Genomic DNA, 26,506 nt, shown 5'->3' with positions numbered 1-26,506 from the left:
ATGGGTGTCTCCACCTCGTCCCCGGAAAAGGGAATCTCGCTCGTCACGGTCGGCTTCCCGCCGGTGAACGCACTGCCGGTGCGCGGCTGGTTCGAGCTGGCCGACGCCGTGCGCGCCGCCGGCCGTGACCCGGCGGTGCGCTGCGTGGTGCTGGCCGCCGAGGGCCGGGGTTTCAACGCGGGCGTGGACATCAAGGAGATACAGGCCGAGGGGAACGAGGCGCTGATCGGCGTCAACCGGGGCTGCGCGGAGGCCTTCGCGGCGGTGTACGAGTGCGAGACCCCGGTGGTGGCCGCGGTGCACGGTTTCTGCCTGGGCGGCGGGATAGGCCTGGTGGGCAACGCGGACGCGATCGTGGCGAGCGAGGACGCCGTGTTCGGCCTGCCCGAGCTGGACCGGGGAGCCCTGGGCGCGGCCACCCAGCTGTCCCGGCTGGTCCCGCCGCACCTGATGCGGACGCTGTACTACACCTCGCGCACGGCCACCGCGGCAGAGCTGCACGCGCACGGATCGGTGTGGCGGGTCGTGGCACGCGAGGAACTCGGGTCCACCGCGCTGGAGCTGGCACGGGAGATCGCCGCGAAGGACGGCCGGCTGCTGCGGCTCGCCAAGGCCGCCATCAACGGCATCGACCCGGTCGACGTACGGCGGAGCTACCGCTTCGAACAGGGCTTCACCTTCGAGGCCGCCCTCAGCGGGGTGGGCGGCCGGGTCCGCGACACCTTCGGGAAGGAGGGTGCGGGAAGTGACTGACAAGACGATGACCGCCGACGAGGTCGTGGCCCGGCTGACCAGCGGCATGACCCTCGGCATCGGCGGCTGGGGTTCCCGTCGCAAGCCGATGTCCCTGGTCAGGGCGCTGCTCCGGAGCGGGATCGACGATCTGACCCTGGTCTCGTACGGCGGTCCGGACGTGGGGATGCTGGTCGCGGCCGGCCGGGTGCGCAGACTGGTGACGGCCTTCGTCACCCTCGACTCCGTCCCCCTGGAACCGCACTACCGCGCGGCCCGCGAACGCGGCGGTCTGGAACTGACCGAGGTCGACGAGGGCATGTTCCTGTGGGGTCTGCGCGCGGCGGCGAACCGGCTGCCGTTCCTCCCGGTGCGGGCCGGCCTCGGCTCGGACGTCATGCGGGTCAACCCGCAGCTGCGGACCGTCACTTCGCCGTACGACGACGGGGAGACGTTCGTGGCGATGCCCGCCCTCCGGCTGGACGCGGCCCTGGTCCACGTCAACCGCGCCGACCGGCTCGGCAACGGGCAGTACCTCGGCCCGGACCCGTACTTCGACGACCTGTTCTGCGCGGCGGCGGACCGCGCCTACGTCTCCTGCGAACGGCTGGTGGACACCGCGGAGCTGACGAAGGCGGCGCCCCCGCAGTCGCTGCTGCTGAAACGGCTGGACGTGACGGGGGTGGTGGAGGCCCCGGGGGGCGCGCACTTCACGTCCTGCGCACCGGACCACGGCCGGGACGAGGACTTCCAGAGGCTGTACGCGAGCACCCCGTGGGAGGAGTTCTCGGCGCGCTTCCTGGCCGGTGACGAGCAGGCGTACCGGTCGGCGGTGCGCGACTGGCGGGAGGAGCAGGCCCGATGAACGTTCTCCGCTCCGAGTACTGCGTGATCGCCTGCGCCGAGGCCTGGCGCGGCTCGGGTGAGATCCTGGCGAGCCCGATGGGCCTGATCCCCTCCCTGGGCGCACGGCTGGCCCGGCTCACCTTCGCACCGGACCTGCTGCTGACCGACGGCGAGGCGACGCTCGTCCGCCCGGACGGGACGCCCGAGGGCTGGCTGCCCTACCGGCAGCATCTGGAGCTGGTGGCCGGCGGACGGCGGCACGTGATGATGGGCGCGAGCCAGCTCGACCGGTACGGCAACCAGAACATCTCGTGCGTCGGCGACTGGACACGGCCCCGGCGGCAGCTGCTCGGGGTGCGCGGGGCGTCGCTGAACACACTGAACAACCCGACGAGTTACTGGGTCCCGAAGCACTCCAGGCGGGTGTTCGTGGAGCGGGTCGACATGGTGTGCGGAGTGGGGTACGACCGGGTGGCCCGGCACCCGGGCACGGAACGCTTCCACCGGATCCACAGGGTCGTCACCGACCTCGGCGTCCTCGACTTCGAGACCCCGGACCACTCGATGCGGCTGGCGGCGCTGCATCCCGGGGTGAGCGTGGACCAGGTGCGGGAGGCGACGGACTTCGCTCTCGCGGTGCCGGAGGAGGTGCCGTTCACCCGTGAGCCGGACGAGGAGGAGCTGCGGCTGATCCGCGAGGTGCTGGATCCCGGTGGCGCGCGGACGAGGGAGGTCGCCGGCTGATGGAGACGGCGCTGACCCGGCTGGCCGGGATCCGGCATCCGATCGTGCAGACGGGGATGGGGTGGGTGGCGGGCCCCCGGCTGGTCTCGGCCACGGCCAACGCCGGCGCCCTCGGCATCCTGGCCTCGGCCACCATGACCCTGGACCAGTTGCGGGCCGCGATAGCGGAGGTGCGGTGCCGTACGGACGCCCCGTTCGGGGTGAACCTGCGGGCGGACGCGGCCGACGCGGGCGACCGGGTGCGGCTGATCGTCGACGGGGGCGTGCGGGTGGCGTCCTTCGCGCTGGCCCCCTCCCCCGAGCTGATCACCGAGCTGAAGGCGGCGGGCGTGGTGGTGATCCCGTCCGTCGGGGCGCGGCGGCACGCCGAGAAGGTGGCGGCGTGGGGCGCGGACGCGGTGATCGTGCAGGGCGGTGAGGGCGGCGGGCACACCGGTGAGGTGGCGACGAGCGTGCTGCTGCCGCAGGTGGTGGACGCGGTGCGGATACCGGTGGTGGCGGCGGGGGGCTTCTTCGACGGCCGGGGGCTTATGGCGGCGCTGGCGTACGGCGCGGCGGGGGTGGCGATGGGCACGCGGTTCCTGCTGACCTCGGACTCGACGGTGCCGGACGCGGTGAAGGCGAGGTACCTGGCGGCGACGGTCAAGGACGTCACCGTGACCCGGGCGGTCGACGGGTTGCCGCACCGGATGCTGCGGTCCGATCTGGTGACGGCGCTGGAGCGTTCGGGCGGGGCCCGGCGTCTGCTGCACGCGATACGGCGGGCGGCCGGGTTCCGGAGGCTGTCCGGACTCAGCTGGCGGCACCTGGTGCGGGACGGTCTGGCGCTGCGGCACGGCAAGGAGTTGTCGTGGAGTCAGGTGCTGCTGGCCGCGAACACACCGATGCTGCTCAGGTCGGCGATGGTGGACGGGCGTACGGATCTCGGGGTGATGGCGGCGGGGCAGGTCGCCGGGGTGATCGACGACCTGCCGTCGTGCGCGGAGCTGGTGGCACGGGTCATGAAGGAGGCGGAGGAGGTCAGGGCACGCCTCACGGCCGCTCGATGAACGTGCCGGTCACAGCCGCTCGATGATCGTCACGTTCGCCTGGCCGCCGCCCTCGCACATCGGCACCCTCCCCGACGGCCCCCTCGCACCGCTCGGCCCCTGGGGGCCTCCCGGGCTTCGGCGGCCTGCGCCGGACTCCGTCCGCCGACGTCACGGCCACGCTCTGCCCACTCCGGTCACAACCGCTCGATGATCGTCACGTTCGCCTGGCCGCCGCCCTCGCACATCGTCTGGAGGCCGAAGCGGCCGCCGGTGCGTTCCAGTTCGTGCAGGAGGGTCGTCATCAGCCTGACGCCGGTCGCGCCGAGGGGGTGGCCGAGGGCGATGGCACCGCCGTTGACGTTGACCCTGGCGGGGTCGGCGCCGGTCTCCTTGAGCCAGGCGAGGACGACCGGGGCGAACGCCTCGTTGATCTCGACCAGGTCGACGGCTTCGATGGTGAGGCCGGTCTTCTTCAGCGCGTGGGCGGTGGCCGGGATCGGGGCGGAGAGCATCCGGATGGGGTCCTCGCCGCGCACGGAGAGGTGGTGGACGCGGGCGCGGGGGCGCAGTCCGTGGGCGCGGACGGCCCGTTCGGAGGCGAGGAGCAGGGCGGCGGCGCCGTCGGAGACCTGGGAGGAGCAGGCGGCGGTGATGGTCCCGCCGTCGAGGACCGGCTCGAGCGCGGCCATCTTCTCCAGGGAGGTGTCCCGGCGCGGGCCCTCGTCCACCGCCACGTGGCCGTAGGGGACCGTCTCGCGCTCGAAGCGGCCTTCGTCGATGGCGCTCAGCGCCCGCCGGTGGGAGCGCAGGGCGAACTCCTCCTGGTCCTGGCGGCTGATGCCCCACTTGGCCGCGATCATCTCGGCGCCGGCGAACTGGTTGACGGGCTGCCGGCCGTAGCGGGCGCGCCAGCCGGCGCTGCCCAGGAAGGGGCCCTCGGTCAGGCCGAGCGGCTCGGCGGCCTGCCGGGAGGCGAAGGCGATGGGGATCTGGGACATGTTCTGGACGCCGCCGGCGACCACCAGGTCCTGGGTGCCGGAGAGAACGGCCTGCGCGGCGAAGTGCACGGCCTGCTGCGAGGAGCCGCACTGCCGGTCGACGGTCACCCCCGGCACCTCCTCGGGCAGCCCGGCCGCCAGCCAGCTGGTGCGGGCGATGTCACCGGCCTGCGGTCCCACCGCGTCGAGGCAGCCGAAGACGACGTCGTCGACGGCGGCCGGGTCCACGCCCGAGCGCTCGACCAGGGCGGTCAGCACATGGGCGCCCAGGTCGGCCGGATGGACCCCGCTCAGTCCGCCCCGGCGCCGGCCGACCGGCGTGCGCACCGCTTCGACTATGTAGGCCTCGGCCATGTCATCGACTCCCTGCCCAGAAAGGGGTTTTCCACGAATGGGTGAGCTACTCCCGGACGGCGATCCCGTCCAGCACCATCGACAGGTACTGCCGGGCGATCTCCTCCGGGCTGTGCTGTCCGCCCGGCCGGTACCAGGAGGCGGCGACCCAGACCGTGTCGCGCACGAACCGGTAGGTGAGGCGGACGTCGAGGTCGGCACGGAAGACGCGCGCGGCGACCCCGCGCTCCAGCGTGGCCAGCCACGCCTTCTCGAACCTGCGCTGGGACTCGGCGAGGAAGGTGAACCTGTCCTGCGCGACCAGCTGCTTGCTCTCCTTCTGGTAGATCGCGACGGCGGCGCGGTGCCGGTCGATCTCCCGGAAGGACTCGGTGACCAGGGCTTCGAGGGTCTCGCGCGGACCGAGCCCGGCGTCCAGGACGGTGTCGTAGCCGTCCCACAGCTCGTCGAGGAAGGTCCGCAGGATCTCCTCCAGCATCGATTCCTTGGAGTCGAAGTGGTAGTAGAGGCTGCCCGCGAGCATGCCCGCGTGGTCCGCGATCTTGCGTACGGTGGTGGCGTTGTAGCCCTGCTCGGCGAAGACCTCGGCGGCGGTGTCGAGGAGTTCGCGCCGCCGGGCGGGGGCGGCGGTCACCTGGGGCTTCTTCTTGGTCGGCACGGGTACATTCTCGTCCTACGGGTGCTGGCTGCTGACGGAGACGACCTCTCCGGTGAGGTACGAGGAGTAGCCGGACGCCAGGAAGACGATCGCGTTGGCGACCTCCCAGGGTTCGGCGTGGCGGCCGAAGGCCTCACGGGCGGTGAGGTCCGCCAGCAGTTCGGCGGAGGTCACCTTCACCAGGTGGGGGTGCATGGCGAGGCTCGGCGCCACCGCGTTGACCCGCACCCCGTACTCGGCCGCCTCGACCGCCGCGCACCGGGTCAGCGCCATCACCCCGGCCTTGGCCGCGGCGTAGTGCGCCTGTCCGGCCTGGGCCCGCCAGCCGACGACGGAGGAGTTGTTGACGATCACTCCGCCGTGCCCGCCGTCGCGGAAGTGCCGCAGCGCGGCCCGGGTGCACCGGAAGGTGCCGCCCAGGGTGACGTCGAGGACCCGCGACCACTGTGCGTCGCTCATGTCGACGAGCGCCGAAGTCCCGCCGAGTCCGGCGTTGTTGACGACGACGTCCAGCCGCCCGTGCGCGCGGACGGCGGTCTCGAACAGGCCCGCCACCTGCGCCTCGTCGGTCACGTCGCACGCGACGGCGCTCACCGCCCCGGGGAACTCACGGGCGAGTGCGGCCTCGTGCTCCTCGAGCCGCCGCGTGTGCGCGTCGCTGATCAGTACACGTGCGCCCTCCTCCAGGAAGCGCCGCGCGGTCGCCCCGCCGATCCCCGCCCCGGCCGCGGCGGTGATGACGGCGGTGCGGCCCGCGAGCAGACCGTGCCCGGGCACGTACTCCGGAGTCTCGACGCCTGTCATGGGGCCACGCTAACCTACCAAACAATTGTTAGGGAAGGACGGTGACGGAGGCAGTGGACCTGACCCACACCCCGGAGGACGAGGAGTTCCGCGCCGAGGCCCGCGCCTGGCTGACGGCGCACGTGCCGTCCCGCCCGCTGCCCTCCCTGGAGACCGCGGAGGGCTTCGCGGCGCACCGCGCCTGGGAGGCCGAACTGGCGGCCGACCGCTGGTCGGTGGTGTCCTGGCCCGAGCGGTACGGCGGCCGGGACGCGGGGCTGCTGCGCTGGCTGGTCTTCGAGGAGGAGTACTACGCGGCGGGTGCGCCGGGCCGGGTCGGCCAGAACGGCGTCAGCCTGCTCGCGCCGACCCTCTTCGACCACGGCACCGAGGAGCAGCGTGCCCGGGTGCTGCCGCCGATGGCCACCGGGGAGGCGGTCTGGGCACAGGCCTGGTCGGAACCCGAGGCGGGGTCCGACCTGGCCGCCCTGAGGTCCAGGGCGGTGCGGACGGCCGGGGGCTGGCTGCTGAACGGCCAGAAGACCTGGTCGTCGCGGGCCGCCTTCGCCGACCGCGCCTTCGGCCTGTTCCGCAGCGAGCCGGACACCCCGAGACCCCACCAGGGGCTCACCTACCTGATGTTCGACCTGCGCGCGCCGGGCGTGACGGTCCGGCCGATCGGCCGCCTCGACGGGAAGCCGGCCTTCGCCGAGCTGTTCCTGGACCAGGTGTTCGTGCCGGACGAGGACGTGATCGGCGAGCCGGGGCAGGGCTGGCGGATCGCCATGGCGACGGCGGGGAACGAGCGGGGGCTGACCCTGCGCTCACCGGGCCGGTTCCTGGCCTCCGCGGACCGGCTGGTGCGGCTCTGGCGGGAGCGGGGCGCCCCGGAGTCCGCCGCGGCCCGGGTGGCCGACGCCGTCGTCCGGGCCCGCGCCCATCAGCTGTTCACCTATGCGGCGGCCGCGCGTTTCCTGGACGGCGAGGCGCTGGGCCCGGAGTCCAGTCTCAACAAGGTGTTCTGGTCCGAGCTGGACCTCGCACTGCACGAGACGGCGCTCGATCTGCTCGGCGAGGAGGGCGAGTCGGCGGACACGGCGTGGTCCGAGGGGTACGTCTTCTCGCTCGCCGGTCCCGTCTACGCGGGCACCAACGAGATCCAGCGCGACATCATCGCCGAGCGCCTGCTCGGCCTGCCGAAGGGACGCCGCTGACATGCGCTTCCTCCTCGACACGGAGCAGCGGGACTTCGGGGACGCCGTGCGGGGCCTGCTCGCGGCGGCGGACACACCGAGGGTGGTGCGGGACTGGAGCCGCGGGGAGCACGCGAGCGGGCGGGCCCTGTGGGGTCGTCTCGCCGAGGCGGGGGTGTTCGCACTGGCGGTGCCGGAGGAGTACGGCGGGGTGGGGTACCGGCCGGTCGAACTCGCCGTCGCCTTCGTCGAGCTGGGGCGGTACGCGGTGCCCGGGCCGTTGGTGGAGACGGTGGCGGCCGCGGTGCTGCTCGGTGAGCGGCCCGATCCGGCGAAGCGGTTCCTGCCGGAGATCGTGTCGGGCGGGGCGATGGCGACGGTGACGATGTCCTTCGCTCGGCACGGGTACGGACCCGCGCTGGACGGGGACGCGGCGCAGCTGCGGCTGGCCGCCACACCGGAGGGACTGCGGTTGTCGCCCGGTGCCGGTGCGGTGCGCCGGTCGCTGGATCCGGCGCGCCGGCTCACGCCGCTGCCGCCCGTCGGTGAGCTGGTCGGCGCGGAGCCGCCGTGGGGGCGGGCGCTGCTCTGGGCGCGGCTGGCGACGGCGGCGCAGGCGCTGGGAGTGGGGGTCGCGTTGCTCGACCGGACGGTGGAGTACGTGCGGCAGCGCACGCAGTTCGGCGTGCCCGTCGGCTCGTTCCAGGCGGTCCGGCACCGGCTGGCCGATGTGCGGATCGCGCTGGAGTTCGCCCGGCCGCTGGTCTTCGGGGCGGCGGTGACGATGAGTCCGGCGGATGTGGCCGCGGCGAAGCTGAGCGCGTGCGAGGCGGGGTATGCGGCGGCGCGGGCGGCGTTGCAGTTGCACGGGGCGATCGGGTACACGGCGGAGTACGACCTGTCGCTCTGGCTGACCAAGGCGCGGGCGCTGCGGGGGGCTTGGGGGACGCCGGAGGAGTGCAGAGGGGTGGTACTGGGTCGTCGTTAGGCTGCGGGACGGTGGGGGGCTGGTCGCGCAGTTCCTCGCGCCCCTTTGGGGCGCGCGTTTCAGTGATCTCCTCGTGTCAGTTCCCGGTACTCCTCCTGGGTCGGTTTGGGGATGTGGGTGTCCGGGCCGAACATTCCCCTGGCCAGGCTCGCGCGCACCCGCTGCGAGAGCGTGACCTTGCGCCGTACGCCGTTCGCGTCCTCCAGGGGGCCCAGTTCGTACGGCGGGTTCTGTTCGTGCTGGGTGAGGGTGAACAGGTGGGCCTGGCTGAGGGGTTCGTGGACCTCGATGTACTCGCCGTGCGGAAGCATCTTGATGAGGCCGGTCTCCCTGCCGTGCAGCACCTTGTCGCGGTCCCGGCGCTGCAGACCGAGGCAGATCCGCTTGGTGACGACGAAGGCGAGGACGGGGGCGACGAAGACGGAGATCCGCACGAACCAGGTGATCGAGTTGATGGAGAGATGGAGGTGGGTGGCCACCACGTCGTTGCCGCCGCCGACCAGCAGGACGAAGTAGACGGTGAGCCAGGCGACGCCGAGGGCGGTGCGGACGGGGGCGTTGCGCGGCCGGTCGAGGATGTGGTGTTCGCGTCTGTCGCCGGTGATCCACGCCTCGATGAACGGGTAGACGCCGATGGCGAGGAGGAAGAGCGGGAAGAGCGAGAAGGGGATGAAGACGCCCAGCTCAAGGGTGTGGCCCCAGGCGTTGATCTCCCAGCCGGGCATGACCCGGATCAGTCCTTCGGAGAAGCCGAGGTACCAGTCGGGCTGGGCGCCGGTGGTCACCAGGTCCGGGCGGTAGGGACCGAAGGCCCACACCGGGTTGATGGTGGCGATGCCGCCGATGACCGCGAGGACGCCGAAGACGAGGAAGAAGAAACCGCCGGCCTTGGCCATGTAGACCGGCAGGAAGGGCATGCCGACAACGCTCTTCTGGTCGCGTCCGGGCGCCGGGTACTGGGTGTGCTTGTGGTAGAAGACCAGGATCAGGTGGGCGACGACCAGGCCCAGCATGATCCCCGGCAGCAGCAGCACGTGGATCGGGAAGAACCGCGAGATGATGTCGTGCCCGGGGAACTCCCCGCCGAACAGGAACATCGAGATGTACGACCCGACGATCGGGATCGACAGGATCGCGCCGTCGGCGAACCGGACGCCGGTGCCGGAGAGCAGGTCGTCCGGGAGCGAGTAGCCGGTCAGACCGGTGAGGATGGCGAGGAACAGCAGGGTCCAGCCGAGCAGCCAGTTGACCTCGCGGGGCTTGCGGAAGGCGCCGGTGAAGAAGACCCGCATCATGTGGACGACCATCCCGGCCACGAAGACCAGCGCCGCCCAGTGGTGGATCTGCCGGATCAGCAGTCCACCGCGCACGTCGAAGCTGATGTGCAGCGTCGACTCGTACGCCTTGGTCATGACGATGCCGTTCATCGGCCCGTAGCTGCCGTGGTAGACGACCTCGGCGCCGCTGGGCTCGAAGAAGAGCGTGAGGTAGACGCCCGTGAGGATCAGGATGAGGAAGCTGTAGAGGCAGATCTCCCCCAGCATGAAGGACCAGTGGTCCGGGAACACCTTGCGCATGTTGGCCTTGGCCAGGGAGTACAGTCCGAGCCTTCCGTCGGCCCAGTCCGCGAGCTTCTCCCCCCTGCCGGGCGGCGCCGCCCGGTCCGCCGAACTCCCCCGTGCCGCCTGACCGTTCACCGTTCGCGCGCCGTCATCCATACGTCGCCCGCCTCCCCGCCGGATCACCCCTCAGGGTGGCACGCCGGACCGCCACAGCCAACGGGGCGACGTGAACTCAGGCCACGGCGACGCCCGTTCCCAGGATGCCGGCCGCCCGTGCCGCCGCCAGCCACTGCGGGAACTCGCCGACGAGACGGTCGTACAGCTCGCCGTCCGGGACCTGTCGCGGGTCCGCACCGGCGTGGAAGAAGCCCGCGTTGTCCACCACCCGCTTCCCCGGCACCGCCAGCTCGTCGAGCTTGCGCAGGAAGTCGAACTGCTTGCTGTGCGGGTCGCCGAAGCCGACGAACTGCCAGAACAGCGGCAGTTTCGCCGCCTTGCACAGATAGCGTTCCGCGGCCGGCTTGTTGATCGGGCCGCCGTCGGTCTGGAAGACGACCAGGGCGGGGTCGGTGGCGCCGCTGTCGAGGTAGTGGTCGATGACGGCGTCCATGGCGAGGTGGTAGCTGGTCTTCCCCATGTGCCCGAGCCCGGCCGCGATCTTCTCGATCCGGCCGGTGTGCTCGGCCAGCTCGATGTCGGTGACCGCGTCGATGTCGGTGGAGAAGAAGACCACGGGCACCCGGCCGTCGTCGTCGAGGTGCGCGGACAGGCCGAGGACTCGGTCGGCGAGCGCCTGCACGCTGCCGTCGGCGTAGTACGGCTTCATGGAGCCGGAGTGGTCGACGACCAGGTAGACGGCGGCGCGCAGGCCGTCCAGACCGTGCTTGGTGAGGGAGATCCCGGCGGAGCGGTAGGCACCGACGAGGCCGGGCGCGGTCCGCTCCACCTTGCTGAGACTGATCGCGGCCATGCCCTGCTCCCCCTCGCCCTGGTTCAGGAGGCCGAGGTTACTTGATCGCGGAAAGGCGGCGGCGCCTGCCCATCGTCCGGTCGGGGACTGTGGGGCAGGCGCCGTCAGTGTTCCGTACGCCTTTGTACGGGACGTTCCTGGGGGTGCGTCAGACCATCAGCGAGCGGTCCGTCGGGCGGATCGGGGCCGGGAGGTCGCTCGCTCCGGTGAGGAAGCGGTCGACGCCCTTGGCGGCCGAGCGGCCCTCGGCGATCGCCCAGACGATCAGGGACTGGCCGCGGCCCGCGTCACCGGCGACGAAGACTCCGGGGACGCTGGTCTGGAAGTCCGCGTCGCGGGCGATGTTGCCGCGCTCGTCGAGGTCGACGCCGAACTGCTCGACCAGGCCGTTGACCCGGTCGGTGCCGGTGAAGCCCATGGCGAGGGTGACCAGCTGGGCCGGGATCTTCCGCTCGGTGCCCGGCTTCGGGGTCAGCTTGCCGTCGACGAACTCCACCTCGGTGAGGTGCAGCCACTGGACGTTGCCGTCCTCGTCGCCCTCGAAGTGGGTGGTGGAGACGGAGTAGACCCGCTCGCCGCCCTCCTCGTGCGCCGAGGTGACCTTGTAGAGCATCGGGAAGGTCGGCCACGGCTGGTGCGGCGCGCGGTCCTCGCCCGGCCGGGGCATGATCTCCAGCTGGGTGACGGAGGCCGCGCCCTGGCGGTGGGCGGTGCCCACGCAGTCCGCGCCGGTGTCGCCGCCGCCGATCACGACCACGTGCTTGCCCTCGGCCGAGATCGGGGAGGTGACGTAGTCGCCCTCCTGGACCTTGTTGGACAGCGGCAGGTACTCCATCGCCTGGTGGATGCCCTTGAGTTCACGGCCGGGGACCGGGAGGTCACGGGCCGTGGTGGCGCCGGCGGCGATGACGACGGCGTCGTACCGCTTCTTCAGGTCGGTCGCCTTGAGGTCGACGCCGATCTCGATGCCGGTACGGAAGCGGGTGCCCTCCGCGCGCATCTGCTCGATACGGCGGTTGATGTGCCGCTTCTCCATCTTGAACTCGGGGATGCCGTAGCGGAGCAGGCCGCCGATGCGGTCGGCGCGCTCGTAGACGGCGACCGTGTGGCCGGCCCGGGTCAGCTGCTGGGCGGCGGCCAGGCCCGCGGGGCCGGAGCCGATGACGGCGACGGTCTTGCCCGACAGGCGCTCGGGGGCCTGCGGGGCGACGGTGCCCGCGTCCCACGCCTTGTCGATGATGGAGACCTCGACGTTCTTGATGGTGACGGGCGGCTGGTTGATGCCGAGCACGCACGCCGACTCGCACGGGGCCGGGCACAGGCGGCCGGTGAACTCCGGGAAGTTGTTCGTGGCGTGCAGGCGCTCGGACGCCGCCGTCCAGTCCTCGCGGTAGGCGTAGTCGTTCCACTCGGGGATCAGGTTCCCGAGCGGACAGCCGTTGTGGCAGAACGGGATGCCGCAGTCCATGCAGCGGCTGGCCTGCTTGCTGATGATCGGCAGCAGGGAGCCGGGGACGTAGACCTCGTTCCAGTCCCTGACCCGCTCGGCGACGGGACGGGTCTCGGCGACCTCACGGCCGTGGTTCAGGAAGCCCTTCGGGTCAGCCATTGATCGCCGCCTCCATCATCTTCTCGTGGGTCTCGGTCTCGGAGAGACCCGCTCGCTCGGCGGCGTCCTTGGCGGCGAGCACTGCCTTGAAAGTGCCGGGAATGATCTTGCTGAACCGCTGCACGGCCACGTCCCAGTCGGCGAGCAGCTTCTCGGCGACCGTGGAGCCGGTCTCCTCGGCGTGCCGGCGCACCACGTCGTGCAGCCACTGCTTGTCGGTGTCGTCGAGGGCCTCGACGGCGTCCACGTTGCCGACGTTGACGTTGTCGACGTCGAGGTCGATGACGTAGGCGATGCCGCCGGACATGCCGGCCGCGAAGTTGCGGCCCGTCTCGCCGAGGACCACCGCGTGCCCGCCGGTCATGTACTCGCAGCCGTGGTCGCCCACGCCCTCCGAGACGACCGTCGCGCCGGAGTTGCGGACGCAGAACCGCTCGCCGGTGCGGCCGCGCAGGAACAGCTCGCCGCCGGTCGCGCCGTACGCGATGGTGTTGCCCGCGATGGTGGAGTACTCGGCGAGGTGGTCGGCGTTGCGGTCGGGACGCACGATCACCCGGCCGCCCGACAGACCCTTGCCGACGTAGTCGTTGGCGTCGCCCTCCAGGCGGAGCGTGACACCGCGCGGCAGGAAGGCGCCGAAGGACTGGCCCGCCGAGCCGGTGAAGGTGATGTCGATGGTGTCGTCGGGCAGGCCCGCGCCGCCGAACTTCTTCGTCACCTCGTGGCCGAGCATGGTGCCGACCGTGCGGTTGATGTTGCGCACCTTCACCTGGGCGCGCACCGGGTGGGCGTCGGTGGCGCTGGAGGCGGCCAGGGCGTCCGCGGCGAGCTTGATCAGCTCGTTGTCCAGGGCCTTCTCCAGGCCGTGGTCCTGGGCGACCGTCTGGTGCAGGGCGGCGCCCTCGGGCAGCTCGGGCACGTGGAAGAGCGGGGCCAGGTCCAGGCCCTGCGCCTTCCAGTGGTTCACGGCCCGGGTGACGTCGAGCGCCTCGGCGTGGCCGACGGCCTCCTCGATGGAACGGAAGCCCAGCTCGGCGAGGATCTCGCGGACCTCCTCGGCGATGAACCGGAAGAAGTTGACCACGTACTCGGCCTTGCCGGTGAAGCGGTCGCGCAGCACCGGGTTCTGGGTGGCGACGCCGACCGGGCAGGTGTCGAGGTGGCAGACGCGCATCATGATGCAGCCGGAGACGACGAGCGGCGCGGTCGCGAAACCGAACTCCTCGGCGCCGAGCAGCGCGGCGATCACCACGTCACGGCCGGTCTTCAGCTGGCCGTCGGTCTGCACGACGATGCGGTCGCGCAGGCCGTTGAGCAGCAGGGTCTGCTGGGTCTCGGCGAGACCCAGCTCCCAGGGGCCGCCCGCGTGCTTCAGCGAGGTCAGCGGGGAGGCACCCGTGCCGCCGTCGTGGCCGGAGATCAGGACCACGTCCGCGTGCGCCTTGGAGACACCCGCGGCGACCGTGCCGACGCCGACCTCGGAGACCAGCTTGACGTGGATCCGGGCCTTCGGGTTGGCGTTCTTGAGGTCGTGGATCAGCTGCGCGAGGTCTTCGATGGAGTAGATGTCGTGGTGCGGCGGCGGGGAGATCAGGCCGACGCCGGGGGTGCTGTGCCGGGTCTTGGCGACCCAGGGGTACACCTTGTGGCCGGGCAGCTGGCCGCCCTCGCCGGGCTTGGCGCCCTGGGCCATCTTGATCTGGATGTCGTCCGCGTTGACCAGGTACTCGGAGGTCACGCCGAAGCGGCCGGAGGCCACCTGCTTGATCGCGCTGCGCCGCGCCGGGTCGTAGAGGCGGTCCGGGTCCTCGCCGCCCTCACCGGTGTTGGACTTGCCGCCCAGCTGGTTCATGGCGATGGCGAGGGTCTCGTGGGCCTCGCGCGAGATGGAGCCGTACGACATGGCGCCGGTGGAGAAGCGCTTGACGATCTCGGAGACCGGCTCGACCTCGTCGACGGGGATCGACGGGCGGTCGCTCTTGAAGCCGAAGAGGCCGCGCAGCGTCATGAGGCGCTCGGACTGCTCGTTCACGCGGTCCGTGTACTTCTTGAAGATGTCGTAACGGCCGGAGCGCGTGGAGTGCTGGAGGCGGAAGACCGTCTCCGGGTCGAACAGGTGCGGCTCGCCCTCGCGGCGCCACTGGTACTCGCCCCCTATGTCCAGGGCGCGGTGGGCCGGCGCGATGCCGGAGGCCGGGTAGGCCTTGGCGTGCCGGGCGGCGACCTCCTGGGCGATGACGTCGATGCCGACGCCGCCGATCTTGGAGGCGGTGCCGTTGAAGTACTTCTCCACGAAGCCCTCTTCGAGACCGACGGCCTCGAAGACCTGGGCGCCGCGGTAGGAGGCGACCGTCGAGATGCCCATCTTGGACATGACCTTCAGGACACCCTTGCCGAGGGCGTAGATCAGGTTGCGGATGGCCGTCTCGGCCTCGATGCCCGGCAGGAAGGTGCCCGCGCGGACCAGGTCCTCGACGGACTCCATGGCCAGGTACGGGTTGACCGCGGCGGCGCCGAAACCGATCAGCAGGGCCACGTGGTGGACCTCGCGGACGTCACCGGCCTCGACGAGCAGGCCCACGTGGGTGCGCTGCTTGGTGCGGATGAGGTGGTGGTGGACGGCCGCGGTGAGCAGCAGCGAGGGGATCGGCGCGTGCTCGGCGTCCGAGTGGCGGTCCGACAGGACGATGAGCCGGGCGCCGTTCTCGATGGCCGCGTCGGCCTCGGCGCAGATCTCGTCGATGCGCGCGGCGAGGGCGTCACCGCCGCCGGAGACCCGGTACAGACCGGACAGGGTCGCGGCCTTGAAGCCGGGCATGTCGCCGTCGGCGTTGATGTGGATGAGCTTGGCCAGCTCGTCGTTGTCGATCACCGGGAAGGGCAGCACGACGCTGCGGCAGGACGCGGCGTTCGGGTCGAGCAGGTTGCCCGCGGGCCCCAGCGAGGAGCGCAGGGAGGTGACCAGCTCCTCGCGGATCGCGTCCAGCGGCGGGTTGGTGACCTGCGCGAACAGCTGGGTGAAGTAGTCGAAGAGCAGCCGCGGGCGGGCGGACAGCGCGGCGATCGGCGAGTCGGTGCCCATGGAGCCGATCGGCTCGGCGCCGGCCTTGGCCATCGGCGCCAGGATGACGCGCAGCTCCTCCTCGGTGTAGCCGAAGGTCTGCTGGCGGCGGGTGACCGAGGCGTGGGTGTGCACGATGTGCTCGCGCTCGGGCAGGTCGCTCAGCTCGATCTCGCCGGCCTCCAGCCACTCCGCGTACGGCTGTGCGGCGGCGAGGGTCGCCTTGATCTCGTCGTCCTCGATGATGCGGTGCTCGACGGTGTCGACGAGGAACATCTTGCCGGGCTGCAGCCGGCCCTTGCGGACGACCTTGGCGGGGTCGATGTCGAGGACGCCGACCTCGGAGCCGAGGACGACGAGGCCCTCGTCGGTGACCCAGTAGCGGCCGGGACGCAGGCCGTTGCGGTCGAGAACGGCGCCGACCTGGGAGCCGTCGGTGAAGGTGACGCAGGCGGGGCCGTCCCAGGGCTCCATCATCGTGGAGTGGAAGCCGTAGAAGGCGCGCCGGGCCTCGTCCATGGAGGCGTGGTTCTCCCACGCCTCCGGGATCATCATCAGCACGGAGTGCGGCAGCGAACGCCCGCCCAGGTGCAGGAGTTCGAGCACCTCGTCGAAGGACGCCGAGTCGGAGGCGTCGGGCGTGCAGATCGGGAAGATGCGGTCGAGCTTGTCCTGCGGGCCGAACAGGTCGGAGACCAGCTGGGACTCGCGGGCGCGCATCCAGTTGCGGTTGCCCTTGACGGTGTTGATCTCACCGTTGTGGGCGACGAACCGGTACGGGTGGGCGAGCGGCCACGACGGGAAGGTGTTCGTGGAGAACCGGGAGTGCACGAGCGCGATCGCGGACGCGAAGCGGCGGTCGGACAGGTCCGGGAAGAAGGGCTCCAGCTGGCCGGTGGTCAGCATGCCCTTGTAGACGATGGTCCGCGCGGACAGCGACGGGAAATAGACGCCCGCCTCGCGCTCGGCGCGCTTGCGCAGCACGAACGCCTTGCGGTCCAGCGCGATGCCCTCGCTGGCGTGGTCGGTGACGAAGACCTGCCGGAAGACCGGCATGGTGGAGCGGGCGGTGGCGCCGAGCAGCTCCGGGGCGACCGGGACCTCGCGCCAGCCGAGGACGGTGAGGCCCTCCTCGCCCGCGATCGTCTCGATCCGCGAGACGGCGTCCTGGGTGCCGTCCTCGGGGAGGAAGGCGACACCGACGGCGTAGGAACCGGCCGCCGGCAGCTCGAATCCGGCCACCTCGCGGAAGAAGGTGTCGGGCACCTGGGAGAGCAGGCCCGCGCCGTCACCGGAGTCCGGCTCGGAGCCGGTGGCGCCGCGGTGCTCCAGGTTGCGCAGCACCGTGAGCGCCTGCTCGACCAGCGCGTGGCTCGCCTCGCCGGTGAGGGTGGCCACGAAGCCGACGCCACAGGCGTCGTGCTCGTTGCGGGGGTCGTACATACCCTGCGCAGCAGGGCGAGCATCCATGAAGGACCAGTTCTGGCCATTCGCGGAGTGCTGGGACGGCTGGCGCGGCGTACGCATCGGCTCTCCCGTCGTCGTCAGTGGCATATAGCAGGTGCCGAGGGACGACGCTGGCCCTCTGCGTTTTTGTTGCGAAATTTCACGCAGGTTACATGATGGAGCGGTTCTCGGGAACCGGATACTCCGTTCCAACATGCGGACGCCGCAGGGGTTCGCGGCGGGGTACCGCGCTCGGCGGTGAAGGCGAGGGGGACCGATCCGGACAGATCCGTGTCCATCGGTCCGAGGGGGCGGGGTTGAGCGTCGTGTCACCCCAGGGGTGCACGACAGGCGTCATTGCCTGCGGCGCTTACGGCTCATGCCCAGTGGTTAAGCATTCGAAACCAGCGAGTAACGGCTACTTATGCGGCCCAACGCATAAGTAGCGGTTCACCTATCCTACGGCCGTTCCGAACAGCGTGCCCAGGGCGTACGTCACACCGGCCGCGGCGCCGCCCAGCGCGAGCTGCCGAAGTCCGCTGAACCACCAGCTGCGCGCGGTCACCTTGGCCACCACGGCACCGCAGCCGAACAGCCCGGCGAGCGCCAGCAGCAGGGCCGGCCACAGCGCGGTGGCGCCGAGCAGGAACGGCAGGACCGGAAGAAGCGCGCCGAGCGCGAACGAGCCGAAGGACGACACCGCGGCGACCAGCGGCGAGGGCAGATCACCGGGGTCGATGCCCAGCTCCTCGCGGGCGTGTATCTCCAGCGCCTGCTCGGGGTCGGCGGACAGCTGCCGTGCGACCTCGCGCGCGAGCGCGGGCTCCACGCCTCGCGCCTCGTACAGCGCGGCCAGCTCGGCCTCCTCGTCCTGCGGGTGCCGGCGCAGCTCCCGGCGCTCGACGTCCAGCTCCGCCTCGACCAGCTCGCGCTGCGAGGCGACGGAGGTGTACTCGCCGGCCGCCATGGAGAAGGCGCCGGCGGCGAGACCCGCGAGACCGGTGATGACGATGGTCTGATGTCCGACGGCGCCACCGGCCACACCGGTCATCAGGGCGAGGTTGGAGACCAGCCCGTCCATGGCACCGAAGACGGCGGGCCGCAGCCAGCCCCCGTTGACGTCCCGGTGGGTGTGGTTGTCGCGGTGGGCTTCGTGGAGCGTCGCCTCGGTGTCGATGATGGCCATGAGGGGTCCCCCTGGAGTCACGTGAGAAAGCCTCGAATAAGCTGAGGCAAAGCTAACTTTGGACATGTTCTATCTTTTGACAACGGCAACATTACGTCGCCGCATTCCCTGCCGCCAGCAAGGAAAGGCTCGGCTAACCTGCGGCTTTACCCTTCCGTGCTCAGCCGTGCGTCAGGCCGCGCAGATGTCGACCGGGTGATGTGAAGGCCTCCGAGGCTGCGGTCAACCGCCGTTGGTGGGACACATCCGCAAACGGTTCCGCGCCCGCGCGCGAAGCCCCTCCCGGAGAGGCCCGCCCATGTCATCGATCGCCTGCGCCCCGTCGGCCCCCGCTCCCGAAGGACCCGCGCCCGCACCGCACGACCGGGCACGGGGCGCGCTGCTGGGACTGGCCGTGGGGGACGCGCTCGGGGCGCCGGCGGAGAACATGAAGCCCTCCGAGATCCGGGCCCGCTGGGGCCGCGTCACGGGATACGTCACCGACCACCCCGCGGGCACGGATGACACGGAGTACGCGATCTTCTCCGGGCTGCTCCTCGCCCGCCACGGCTCGGCGCTCACCGCCGCCCATGTCGAGGCGGCCTGGCACGAGTGGATCGCCAGCCGCGCCGAGGGACCCTTCAAGGGCGCGGGCTTCAGCGAACGCGGCACCCTGGAGAACCTCCGCCGCGGTCTCGCCGCTCCGATCTCCGCCCAGCACCGGCACGCCTGGAGCGACGGGCTGGCTATGCGGGCGGCGCCCTTCGGGGTCTTCGCGGCCGGCCGGCCCGCGGAAGCGGCCCGCCTGGTCGCCATCGACGGCTCCGTGAGCCACGAGGGCGAGGGCATCTACGGCGGCCAGGCGGTGGCGGCGGGCGTCGCGGCGGCGATGGCGGGGGCTCCTCCCACGGCGGTGATCGCGGCCGCGCTCGCGGTGATCCCGGACGACTCCTGGACGGCGCGTTCGCTGCGCCGGGGGGTGTCGGTGGCCCACCGCGGGGAGCGGGCGGTCCGCTCGGCGGTGGTGATCGGCGGCTACCCGTGGACGGACCTGGCCCCCGAGGCGGTGGCCCTGGCCTTCGGGGCGTACGCGTCGGCGGACGGCGACTTCCGGGAGTCGGTGCTGACGGCCGTCAACATGGGGCGGGACGCGGACACGACGGCGGCCGTGGCGGGCGCCCTGGCCGGAGCGACGCGGGGCGAGGGGGCGATCCCGGCGGAGTGGGCCGCGGCGATCGGCCCGGCCCGGGGGAGCTGCCTGCCGTCGATGGCGGGCCAGCACGTACTGAAGGTGGCGGAACTGCTGACGGCGGCGGCCCGCCGAACACCGACACACCACGACCCGGCAGGCCCACGCGATCAATCGCCGCACGACGGAACGCCCCTGGAGACCCAGCCGCCCTACGACCCGAGCGCCCCGCCGGCAGGGCCGCCCCACGACCCGACCACCCGGCAAACACGGCCACTCCCCGACCGAGCCACCCCACAGACGCAACCACCCCACACCCCAGCCACCCCTCTCGCCGAGGTCGTCCTCAGTGAGGGCCGGTCGTGAGGCGGCGGCGTATCGAGGGGCTCTTTCTCGGGCTCGCCGCGGGTGACGCCGCCGGCTGGCCCGCCGCCCGGCACCGCGCCGCCCGGATGCCGGAGTGGACCCGCCGCCTCACCCGCGAACTGGACACCTTCGCCGAGCAGAACGCGACCACCACCCTCCCCGTCCCCATCGCCCTGAACCAGCCCCCCGAGCCCCTGCGCCTCGGCCCCTCCGACGACGCCGAGTGGGCGGCCTTCGCCGCGGAAGCCGTGCTGCGCGCCGGCGACGACACCGCCCTGGCCGACCTCAGCCGTGAGCTCCGTACCCGCGCCGCCATCGACCTCACCTGGACCGCCGTGGCCTCCGAGGTCGCCGCCGCGGCGGAGCGCGCCCCCGAGATCGAGTCCGCCGTGCTCCCCCTGCGCGCCCGCATCTCGGTGCGCGCCGGCCTCGGCAACCTCGCCACCGGGCTGCGCCCGCCCGCCAGCGGCCACGACAACCCGCACTACTTCGACGACGCCGCCTGCGTCCGCGCCTGCGCGCTCGCCGTCGCCCATCCCGGCGACCCCCGACGCGCCGCCGACCTCGCCGAGTTCGACGCCCGCTACACGCAGGACGGCGACGGGGTGCACGGCGCCCGCGCCATGGCCGCCGCCCTGGCCCTCGCCCTCGCCGGCGCCGAGGTGGAGACCTGCGTGGCCGCGGCCCTCGCCGAACTCCCCGAGCCCACCGAGATCGGCCGCAACGCCCGGCACGCCCTCACCCTCGCGGGCGCCACCGACACCGCGTTCGCCCTGATCCCCCTCCTCGAACACGAAATCGTCGACCACGTCTACAGCTACGGCATCGCCGCCGCCGAGACCGTCCCCGTCGCCCTCGCCCTCGCCACCGCCGCGCGCGGCCGGATCGCCGAGGCCGTACCCGCCGCCGCCTGCCTGTCGCGGGTCGCCGACTCGGCCCCCGCCCTGGCCGGCGCGCTGACCGGCGCCCTCGGCGGCGCGGAGTCGATCCCGCCGTCCTGGCGGGACGCCTGCCGCACCCTCTCCGGCTGCGCCCTGCCCCGCCTCACCGGCACCGACCTCGTGGAACTCGCCGAACTCCTGGAAGCCACACAACCGGCCCGTCCAGGTGGATGATTCGGTGCATGACGCCCATAGGAGATGAAAGCACCGGCGCTTCCCTCGACGAACGGATCACCGGGGCCCTCGTCGGCGCCGCCGTCGGTGACGCCCTCGGCGGCCCGGTCGAGGGCTACTCCCCCGACCAGATCCTCGAACGCCACGGCGGCCGCGTGCACGGCATCGTCGGCCCCTGGCACGGCGATCAGTGGCGCACCGCCCGTCCCGTCGCGCCTTACCACAAGGGTGACGGGCACGTCACCGACGACACCTTGATGACCCATGCGCTGGTCCGGGTGTACGACCGCGTCCGCGACCACCTCGACGCGTACGCGATCGCCGAGCACCTGGTCCCGGACCTGATGACCACCCCGCGCTGGATCCCCGAACTGGAGGCGGAGACCCTCCCCCTCCACCGTGTCTTCCTCGCCGAGAAATGGCTGGCGGCGCGCCTGCACTACGGCCACGTCGACCCACGGGAGGCCGGCGTCGGCAACATCGTCAACTGCGGTGCGGCGATGTACATGGCCCCGGTCGGCCTGGTCAACGCGGCCGACCCGCGGGCCGCGTACCACGAGGCGCTGGACGTCGCGGGCGCCCACCAGTCGTCGTACGGCAGGGAGGCGGCGGGCGTCTTCGCGGCGGCGGTGGCGGCGGCGGCCTCGCCGGGGGCGACCCCGGACTCCGTCGTCGGCACCTGTCTGTCGCTGGCGAAGGACGGCACGCGCGAGGCCGTCGAACGGGTCTGTGACGTGGCCGCGCGCCACTGCGACTTCGAGTCGGCGCTCACCCCCCTGCGGGAGGCGGTCGCCCCGTACGACACGGTGGGCCCCGACTACCGGTCCCCGTCGCTCGGCGCCCGCCGCCCCTCCCGGCTGCACGCCGTCGAGGAACTCCCCGTCGCGCTGGGCATGGTGCTGGTGGCGGACGGCGACTACCGGCGGGCCGTGCTCGGTTCCGTCAACTACGGCCGGGACTGCGACTCCATCGCGACGATGGCGGGCGCGGTCGCCGGGGCGCTGGGCTCGCCGGTGCCGCAGGAGTGGTCGAAGCGGGTGGCGGAGGCGAGCCGTCTCGACCTCTGGGAGCCGCCGCGCGTCCTGGCCGCGGTGGCCCGGGAGGTCTTCGCCCGTGACGTCGGACGCCGCCGCGCCCACGAGGAGTCCTTCGCCCGTCTCGGAGGCCCGAGTTGCTCCGACTGACCTGGGTCCAGCCGGAGGACCTGCTGGGCCACGAACTGCGCCAGGCCAGGCAGGACGGACGGGAGCCGTCGGCCGTCGAGGCGCGGTGGCGGGCGGCGGGGGGCGCGGACGCGCCGGACCGGGCGGGCGCGTCCCCGGACCGGGCGTCCCGATACCTGCGCCAGCTGGCGGAGGACCTGCTCGACGAACTCGCGGACCTGCCCAGCCGGTTGAACGAGCCGACGGATCTGGCCGCGATCAAGGCGCTGTGTCCGCAGTGGCCGACCGCCCCCCGGGGAGGGCGGTGCGGACCGTCGTGCGACTGCGGGTGCGATGTGGCTGATCGCGCCCACGCGGCGGAGCCGCACATGTCCCGGCCCCCCGCCCCTGCGGGGCGCGCTGCCCAGCCGTGTCCCGCCCAGCTGCCGTGTCCTGCCCAGCTGCGGGCAGGCGTGCCGCAGGGCGGCACGGGTGGGCGCAGCGGCATCGTGCTCGCGCCGGTGAGCGACACACCCCGCCCCCAGCCCCCGCCCGCGCGCGCCTACCACGCCGCCTGGCTCGGCCGTGCCGTCGGGTGCCTGCTCGGCAAACCCGTCGAGAAGCTCCCCCTGGGCGCCGTCCGTGACCTCGCCCGCGCCGCCGGCAACTGGCCCCTGAACCGCTACTTCACCGCCCGGGGCGTCCCCGCCGAACTCCTCTCGGCCCACCCCTGGAACCGCCGCTCGGCACCCACCTCCCTCGCCGAGAACATCGACGGCATGCCCGAGGACGACGACCTCAACTACTCCCTCCTCAACCTCCTCCTGCTCCAACGCCACACGAAGGACTTCACCACCACCGACGTGGCCGCCCTCTGGCTCGACGAACTCCCCGCCGGCCGCACCTTCACCGCCGAACGCGTCGCCTACCGCAACCTGCTCAGCGGCGTCGAGCCCCCGGGCACCGCCCGCCACCGCAACCCCTTCCGGGAGTGGATCGGCGCCCTGATCCGCGCCGACGTGCACGGCTGGACCAACCCCGGCGACCCGGCCGCCGCCGCCGAACAGGCCCACCGCGACGCCACCCTCACCCACACGGCCAACGGCGTCTACGCGGCGATGTTCACGGCGGCCGTCATCGCGACCGCCGCCACCGGCACCCATGACGTCCACGCCTGTCTGCGCACCGGCCGGTCCGTCGTCCCGCCCCACTCCCGGCTGGCGAAGGCGGTCGACCACGCGATCCGGCTCGCCGAACGCCACGCCGACTTCGACACCGTCGTCGACGCGCTCCACGCCGTCCACTCCCCCACCCACCACTGGGTGCACGCCATCCCCAACACCGCTCTGCTCGCCGCCGCGCTCACCCACGCGGACGGCGACTTCAGCGGCTCCGTCACCCGCGCGGTGAGCGGCGGCTGGGACACCGACTCGAACGGCGCGACCGCCGGCTCCGTCGCCGGACTGCTCGCGGGCGACCCCGACGCCCTCCCGGACCGCTGGACCACCCCGCTCAAGAACCGACTCGCCACCTCCGTCGCCGGCTTCGACGGCACCGGCTTCGACACCCTCGCCCACCTCACCCACCTGGAGGCGACCCGCCCATGACCCATATCGCCGTACTCGGCAGCACCAACATGGACCTCGTCGCGTACGCCGAGAAGGCCCCCCGGCTCGGCGAGACCGTGCCGGGGCGGGAGTTCCGTACGATCCCCGGTGGCAAGGGCGCCAACCAGGCGATCGCCGCCGCCCGCGCCGGCGCCACCGTCTCGATGATCGGCGCGGTCGGCCACGACTCCTACGGCGCCCGGCTGCGCGAGACCCTCGAACACTCCGGTGTGGACACCGACTCGCTGCGCACGATCGAGTGCCCCTCCGGTACCGCGCACATCGTCGTGGACGACGAGGGCGGCAACGCGATCGTCGTGGTCCCCGGCGCGAACGGCACCGTCGACCACCTCGCCCCGGGCGACGAGGGCGTCATCGCCTCCGCGGACACCCTGCTCCTCCAGCTGGAGATCCCGCTCCCCGCGGTCGTCGCCGGTGCCCAGGCCGCCCGCAGGCACGGTGTCCGCACCGTCCTGACCCCCTCCCCCGCCCGCCCCCTGCCGCCCGAACTCCTCGACAACATCGACCTGCTGGTGGCCAACGAACGGGAGGCGGCCGCCCTCACCGACCGGACCGACCCGCGTGATGCCGCCGCCGCCCTGCTCGGCCTGGTGCCCCAGGTCGTCGTCACGCTCGGCGCGGCCGGCAGCCTCTACCTCACCCGGGACGCCGCGCCCCTGGTGATTCCCGCGCCCCGGGTGACCGCCGTCGACTCGACGGGGGCCGGCGACACCTTCGTCGGGACGCTCGCGGTGGCCCTGGCCGAGGAGAAACCGGTCCGCGAGGCCCTGTCCTGGGCCGCCGCCGCGGCCGCGCTCGCCGTCCAGCGGGAGGGGGCGTCGACATCGATGCCGTACCGCCCGGAGATCGACGCCCAGTACACGGCATGAGGACGACGACACCGGCCGGGCCCCTCGGCGGACTGCGCGTCCTGGATCTCGCCACTCTCTTCGCCGGGCCCCTCGCCGCCACCCTGCTCGGCGACTTCGGTGCCGATGTCGTCAAGGTCGAGCACCCCGCCAAGCCGGACCCCTCCCGGGGGCACGGCCCGGCCAAGGAGGGCGTCGGCCTGTGGTGGAAGGTGCTCGGCCGCAACAAGCGCGCCATCACCCTCGACCTGTCCAAGCCCGGGGGCCGCGCCACGCTGCTGAAGCTCGCGGCGACCGCCGACGTGGTCATCGAGAACTTCCGCCCCGGCACTCTGGAGAAATGGGACCTGGGCTGGGAGGAGCTGTCCGCGGCGAACCCGCGCCTGATCCTGACCCGCGTCACCGCCTTCGGCCAGTTCGGCCCCTACGCCCACCGCCCCGGCTTCGGCACCCTCGCCGAGGCGATGAGCGGGTTCGCGGCGATCACCGGCGAGCCGGACGCCCCGCCCACGCTGCCGCCGTTCGGTCTGGCCGACTCCATCGCGGCGCTCGCGACGGCGTACGCGGTCCTGACCGCGCTCGCCGGCCGGGACCGCACCGGCGAGGGCCAGGTCGTCGACATGGCGATCATCGAGCCGATCCTGACCGTCCTCGGCGCCCAGCCCACCTGGTACGACCAGCTCGGCTACGTCCAGGAGCGCACCGGCAACCGCTCCGCCAACAACGCCCCGCGCAACACCTACCGCACGGCGGACGGGGACTGGGTCGCCGTCTCCACCTCGGCCCAGTCGGTCGCGGAACGCGTGCTGCGGCTGGTCGGCCGCCCGGAGCTGATCGACGAGCCGTGGTTCGCGACGGGTGCCGAGCGGGCCGCGCACGCCGACGTCCTCGACGCGGCGGTCGGCGACTGGGTCGCCACCCGCTCCCGTGCCGAGGTGCTGGCCGAGTTCGAGAAGGCGGAGGCGGCGGTGGCGCCCGTCCAGGACGTCCGGGACGTCATGGCGGACCCGCAGTACCAGGCGCTGAACACGATCATCACCGTCCCCGACCCCGAACTCGGTCCGCTGCGCATGCAGAACGTCCTCTTCCGGCTCTCCTCGACACCCGGCGCGATCCGCTGGGCGGGCCGCCCGCACGGCGCCGACACGCACGCGGTCCTCACCGAGCTCGGCCTGACCGGGGCACAGCTGCGGGCCCTGCGCGAGGAGGGCGCCGTATGACCACGGTGGCGTTCCCCCTGACCTGGCTGTACGTCCCGGGCGACCGGCCGCGGGTCGTGACCAAGGCGCTGGTGTCGGGTACCGACGTGGTGGTGATCGACCTGGAGGACGCGGTCGCCCCCGACCGCAAGGACTACGCCCGCGCCGCCACCGCCGAACTGCTCACCCACCGCCAGCCCGTCCCGGTGCACGTCCGGATCAACGGCCTGGGCACCCCCTGGGCCGAGGCCGACCTGGCGGCCCTGCTCGGCCTCCCCGGCCTCGGCGGCCTGCGGCTGCCCAAGGTCACCGGCCCGGCCGACATCCACCACGTCACCGCCCGGACCACCGCCCTGCCGCTGTACGCACTCCTCGAATCGGCCCTCGGCATCGAACACGCCTACGCCATCGCCGCCGCCCATCCCGCCCTGCGGGGCATCTCCCTGGGCGAGGCGGACCTACGGGCCGATCTCGGCGTACGGGACGACGTCGGCCTGGACTGGTCCCGTTCGCGGATCGTGGTCGCCGCACGGGCGGCGGGCCTGGCCCCGCCGCCCCAGTCGGTGCACCCCGACACCCGCGACCTGGGCGGCCTGGCCGCCTCCTGCGCGCACGGCCGCGCCCTGGGCTTCCTGGGCCGCGCCGCCATCCACCCCCGCCAGCTCCCGGTCATCGAGCGGGCCTACCTCCCCACGGAGGCGGAACTGGAACGGGCGGAAACGATCATCAAGGCGGCCACCGCGGAACAGGGCGCCCAGGCCCTCCCGGACGGCAGCTTCATCGACGCGGCGGTAGTGGCGGCGGCCCGCAGAACCCTGTCCCTGGCCTCCCACAGGTGACCTGCGAAGAGGGCGCCCGAGCAGGTCCCGGGCGCCCTCT

General features: G+C 72.5%; 21 protein-coding genes. 13 read left to right on the top strand and 8 right to left on the bottom strand.

What is annotated here, in order from left to right; genetic code table 11:
• From AB0G52_RS13625 to AB0G52_RS13610, 4 genes are read left to right on the top strand one after another with little or no spacing between them, the layout of a single operon-like run.
• Nucleotides 1–753 (top strand): enoyl-CoA hydratase family protein, encoded by a 753-nt coding sequence (locus tag AB0G52_RS13625; RefSeq protein ID WP_361336425.1) that lies wholly within the window; start codon nt 1–3, stop codon nt 751–753.
• Nucleotides 746–1,597: a CoA-transferase gene (locus tag AB0G52_RS13620; RefSeq protein WP_361336423.1), complete on the top strand. Its 852-nt coding sequence runs from the start codon at nt 746–748 to the stop codon at nt 1,595–1,597. Before AB0G52_RS13625 ends, AB0G52_RS13620 begins: the two co-directional genes overlap by 8 nt.
• Nucleotides 1,594–2,322, top strand: coding sequence for a CoA-transferase (locus AB0G52_RS13615; RefSeq protein WP_132886201.1), 729 nt, complete (start codon nt 1,594–1,596; stop codon nt 2,320–2,322). Before AB0G52_RS13620 ends, AB0G52_RS13615 begins: the two co-directional genes overlap by 4 nt.
• Nucleotides 2,322–3,371 carry a nitronate monooxygenase gene (locus AB0G52_RS13610; protein ID WP_132886202.1) on the top strand — a complete coding sequence of 350 codons (1,050 nt, stop codon included), beginning with the start codon at nt 2,322–2,324 and terminating at the stop codon, nt 3,369–3,371. Before AB0G52_RS13615 ends, AB0G52_RS13610 begins: the two co-directional genes overlap by 1 nt.
• A gap of 176 nt (nt 3,372–3,547) precedes the next feature.
• Here AB0G52_RS13610 and AB0G52_RS13605 read toward each other — a convergent pair whose 3' ends face one another.
• Genes AB0G52_RS13605 through AB0G52_RS13595 form a run of 3 tightly spaced genes read right to left on the bottom strand, consistent with a single transcriptional unit; the run spans nt 3,548 to nt 6,167 of the window.
• On the bottom strand, nt 3,548–4,705 hold the full coding sequence (locus AB0G52_RS13605) for an acetyl-CoA C-acetyltransferase (RefSeq protein ID WP_361336421.1): 1,158 nt from the start codon (nt 4,703–4,705) through the stop codon (nt 3,548–3,550).
• 46 nt (nt 4,706–4,751) lie between these two features.
• The gene (locus AB0G52_RS13600) at nt 4,752–5,363 is read right to left on the bottom strand and encodes a TetR/AcrR family transcriptional regulator (RefSeq protein WP_361336419.1); all 612 of its coding nucleotides are present in this window, start codon (nt 5,361–5,363) and stop codon (nt 4,752–4,754) included.
• Between the two features lie 15 nt (nt 5,364–5,378).
• On the bottom strand, nt 5,379–6,167 hold the full coding sequence (locus tag AB0G52_RS13595; protein WP_361336417.1) for an SDR family oxidoreductase: 789 nt from the start codon (nt 6,165–6,167) through the stop codon (nt 5,379–5,381).
• A gap of 53 nt (nt 6,168–6,220) precedes the next feature.
• Between AB0G52_RS13595 and AB0G52_RS13590 the strand changes: the two genes are divergently transcribed.
• Nucleotides 6,221–7,360 (top strand): acyl-CoA dehydrogenase family protein, encoded by a 1,140-nt coding sequence (locus tag AB0G52_RS13590; RefSeq protein WP_132886993.1) that lies wholly within the window; start codon nt 6,221–6,223, stop codon nt 7,358–7,360.
• Nucleotide 7,361: 1 nt separating this feature from the next.
• The gene (locus AB0G52_RS13585; RefSeq protein WP_132886206.1) at nt 7,362–8,327 is read left to right on the top strand and encodes an acyl-CoA dehydrogenase family protein; all 966 of its coding nucleotides are present in this window, start codon (nt 7,362–7,364) and stop codon (nt 8,325–8,327) included.
• A 59-nt stretch (nt 8,328–8,386) separates the two neighbouring features.
• On the opposite strand, the gene AB0G52_RS13580 is transcribed toward AB0G52_RS13585, so the two are convergent.
• The 5 genes from AB0G52_RS13580 to AB0G52_RS13560 form a co-directional block, all read right to left on the bottom strand.
• Entirely contained in the window at nt 8,387–10,045 is a 1,659-nt protein-coding gene (locus AB0G52_RS13580) for a cytochrome bc complex cytochrome b subunit (protein ID WP_361336415.1), read from the bottom strand.
• A gap of 76 nt (nt 10,046–10,121) precedes the next feature.
• Nucleotides 10,122–10,859 (bottom strand): VWA domain-containing protein, encoded by a 738-nt coding sequence (locus AB0G52_RS13575; RefSeq protein WP_165939222.1) that lies wholly within the window; start codon nt 10,857–10,859, stop codon nt 10,122–10,124.
• Nucleotides 10,860–11,007: 148 nt separating this feature from the next.
• Complete coding sequence (locus tag AB0G52_RS13570) at nt 11,008–12,468, bottom strand: glutamate synthase subunit beta (RefSeq protein ID WP_132886209.1); 1,461 nt, start codon at nt 12,466–12,468, stop codon at nt 11,008–11,010.
• Nucleotides 12,461–17,056 carry a glutamate synthase large subunit gene (gene gltB, locus AB0G52_RS13565; RefSeq protein WP_361336412.1) on the bottom strand — a complete coding sequence of 1,532 codons (4,596 nt, stop codon included), beginning with the start codon at nt 17,054–17,056 and terminating at the stop codon, nt 12,461–12,463. The genes AB0G52_RS13570 and gltB overlap by 8 nt, the downstream gene beginning before the upstream one ends.
• A 373-nt stretch (nt 17,057–17,429) precedes the next feature.
• On the bottom strand, nt 17,430–18,161 hold the full coding sequence (locus AB0G52_RS13560; protein ID WP_132886211.1) for a VIT1/CCC1 transporter family protein: 732 nt from the start codon (nt 18,159–18,161) through the stop codon (nt 17,430–17,432).
• 298 nt (nt 18,162–18,459) lie between these two features.
• Here AB0G52_RS13560 and AB0G52_RS13555 point away from each other — a divergent pair, with 298 nt between their 5' ends.
• From AB0G52_RS13555 to AB0G52_RS13525, 7 genes are read left to right on the top strand one after another with little or no spacing between them, the layout of a single operon-like run.
• Nucleotides 18,460–19,695 carry an ADP-ribosylglycohydrolase family protein gene (locus AB0G52_RS13555; protein ID WP_361336410.1) on the top strand — a complete coding sequence of 412 codons (1,236 nt, stop codon included), beginning with the start codon at nt 18,460–18,462 and terminating at the stop codon, nt 19,693–19,695.
• Nucleotides 19,692–20,810: an ADP-ribosylglycohydrolase family protein gene (locus AB0G52_RS13550; protein WP_132886212.1), complete on the top strand. Its 1,119-nt coding sequence runs from the start codon at nt 19,692–19,694 to the stop codon at nt 20,808–20,810. Before AB0G52_RS13555 ends, AB0G52_RS13550 begins: the two co-directional genes overlap by 4 nt.
• An 8-nt stretch (nt 20,811–20,818) precedes the next feature.
• Nucleotides 20,819–21,994 (top strand): ADP-ribosylglycohydrolase family protein, encoded by a 1,176-nt coding sequence (locus AB0G52_RS13545; RefSeq protein WP_361336408.1) that lies wholly within the window; start codon nt 20,819–20,821, stop codon nt 21,992–21,994.
• Nucleotides 21,982–23,559, top strand: coding sequence for an ADP-ribosylglycohydrolase family protein (locus AB0G52_RS13540; RefSeq protein ID WP_361336406.1), 1,578 nt, complete (start codon nt 21,982–21,984; stop codon nt 23,557–23,559). The genes AB0G52_RS13545 and AB0G52_RS13540 overlap by 13 nt, the downstream gene beginning before the upstream one ends.
• Nucleotides 23,556–24,449: a ribokinase gene (gene rbsK, locus AB0G52_RS13535; RefSeq protein WP_132886215.1), complete on the top strand. Its 894-nt coding sequence runs from the start codon at nt 23,556–23,558 to the stop codon at nt 24,447–24,449. The genes AB0G52_RS13540 and rbsK overlap by 4 nt, the downstream gene beginning before the upstream one ends.
• Nucleotides 24,446–25,648, top strand: coding sequence for a CoA transferase (locus tag AB0G52_RS13530; protein ID WP_132886216.1), 1,203 nt, complete (start codon nt 24,446–24,448; stop codon nt 25,646–25,648). Before rbsK ends, AB0G52_RS13530 begins: the two co-directional genes overlap by 4 nt.
• Nucleotides 25,645–26,466, top strand: a complete 822-nt coding sequence (locus tag AB0G52_RS13525) for a CoA ester lyase (protein ID WP_361336403.1) — start codon at nt 25,645–25,647, stop codon at nt 26,464–26,466. The genes AB0G52_RS13530 and AB0G52_RS13525 overlap by 4 nt, the downstream gene beginning before the upstream one ends.
• The last annotated feature ends 40 nt before the right edge of the window (nt 26,467–26,506 follow it).

The sequence above is a fragment of the Streptomyces sp. NPDC021562 genome, assembly GCF_040640875.1.
In the GTDB taxonomy this organism is placed as follows: Bacteria; Actinomycetota; Actinomycetes; order Streptomycetales; family Streptomycetaceae; genus Streptomyces.
Note: the sequence above shows the minus strand (reverse complement) of the source record. Positions and strands in the feature narration are given on the sequence as shown.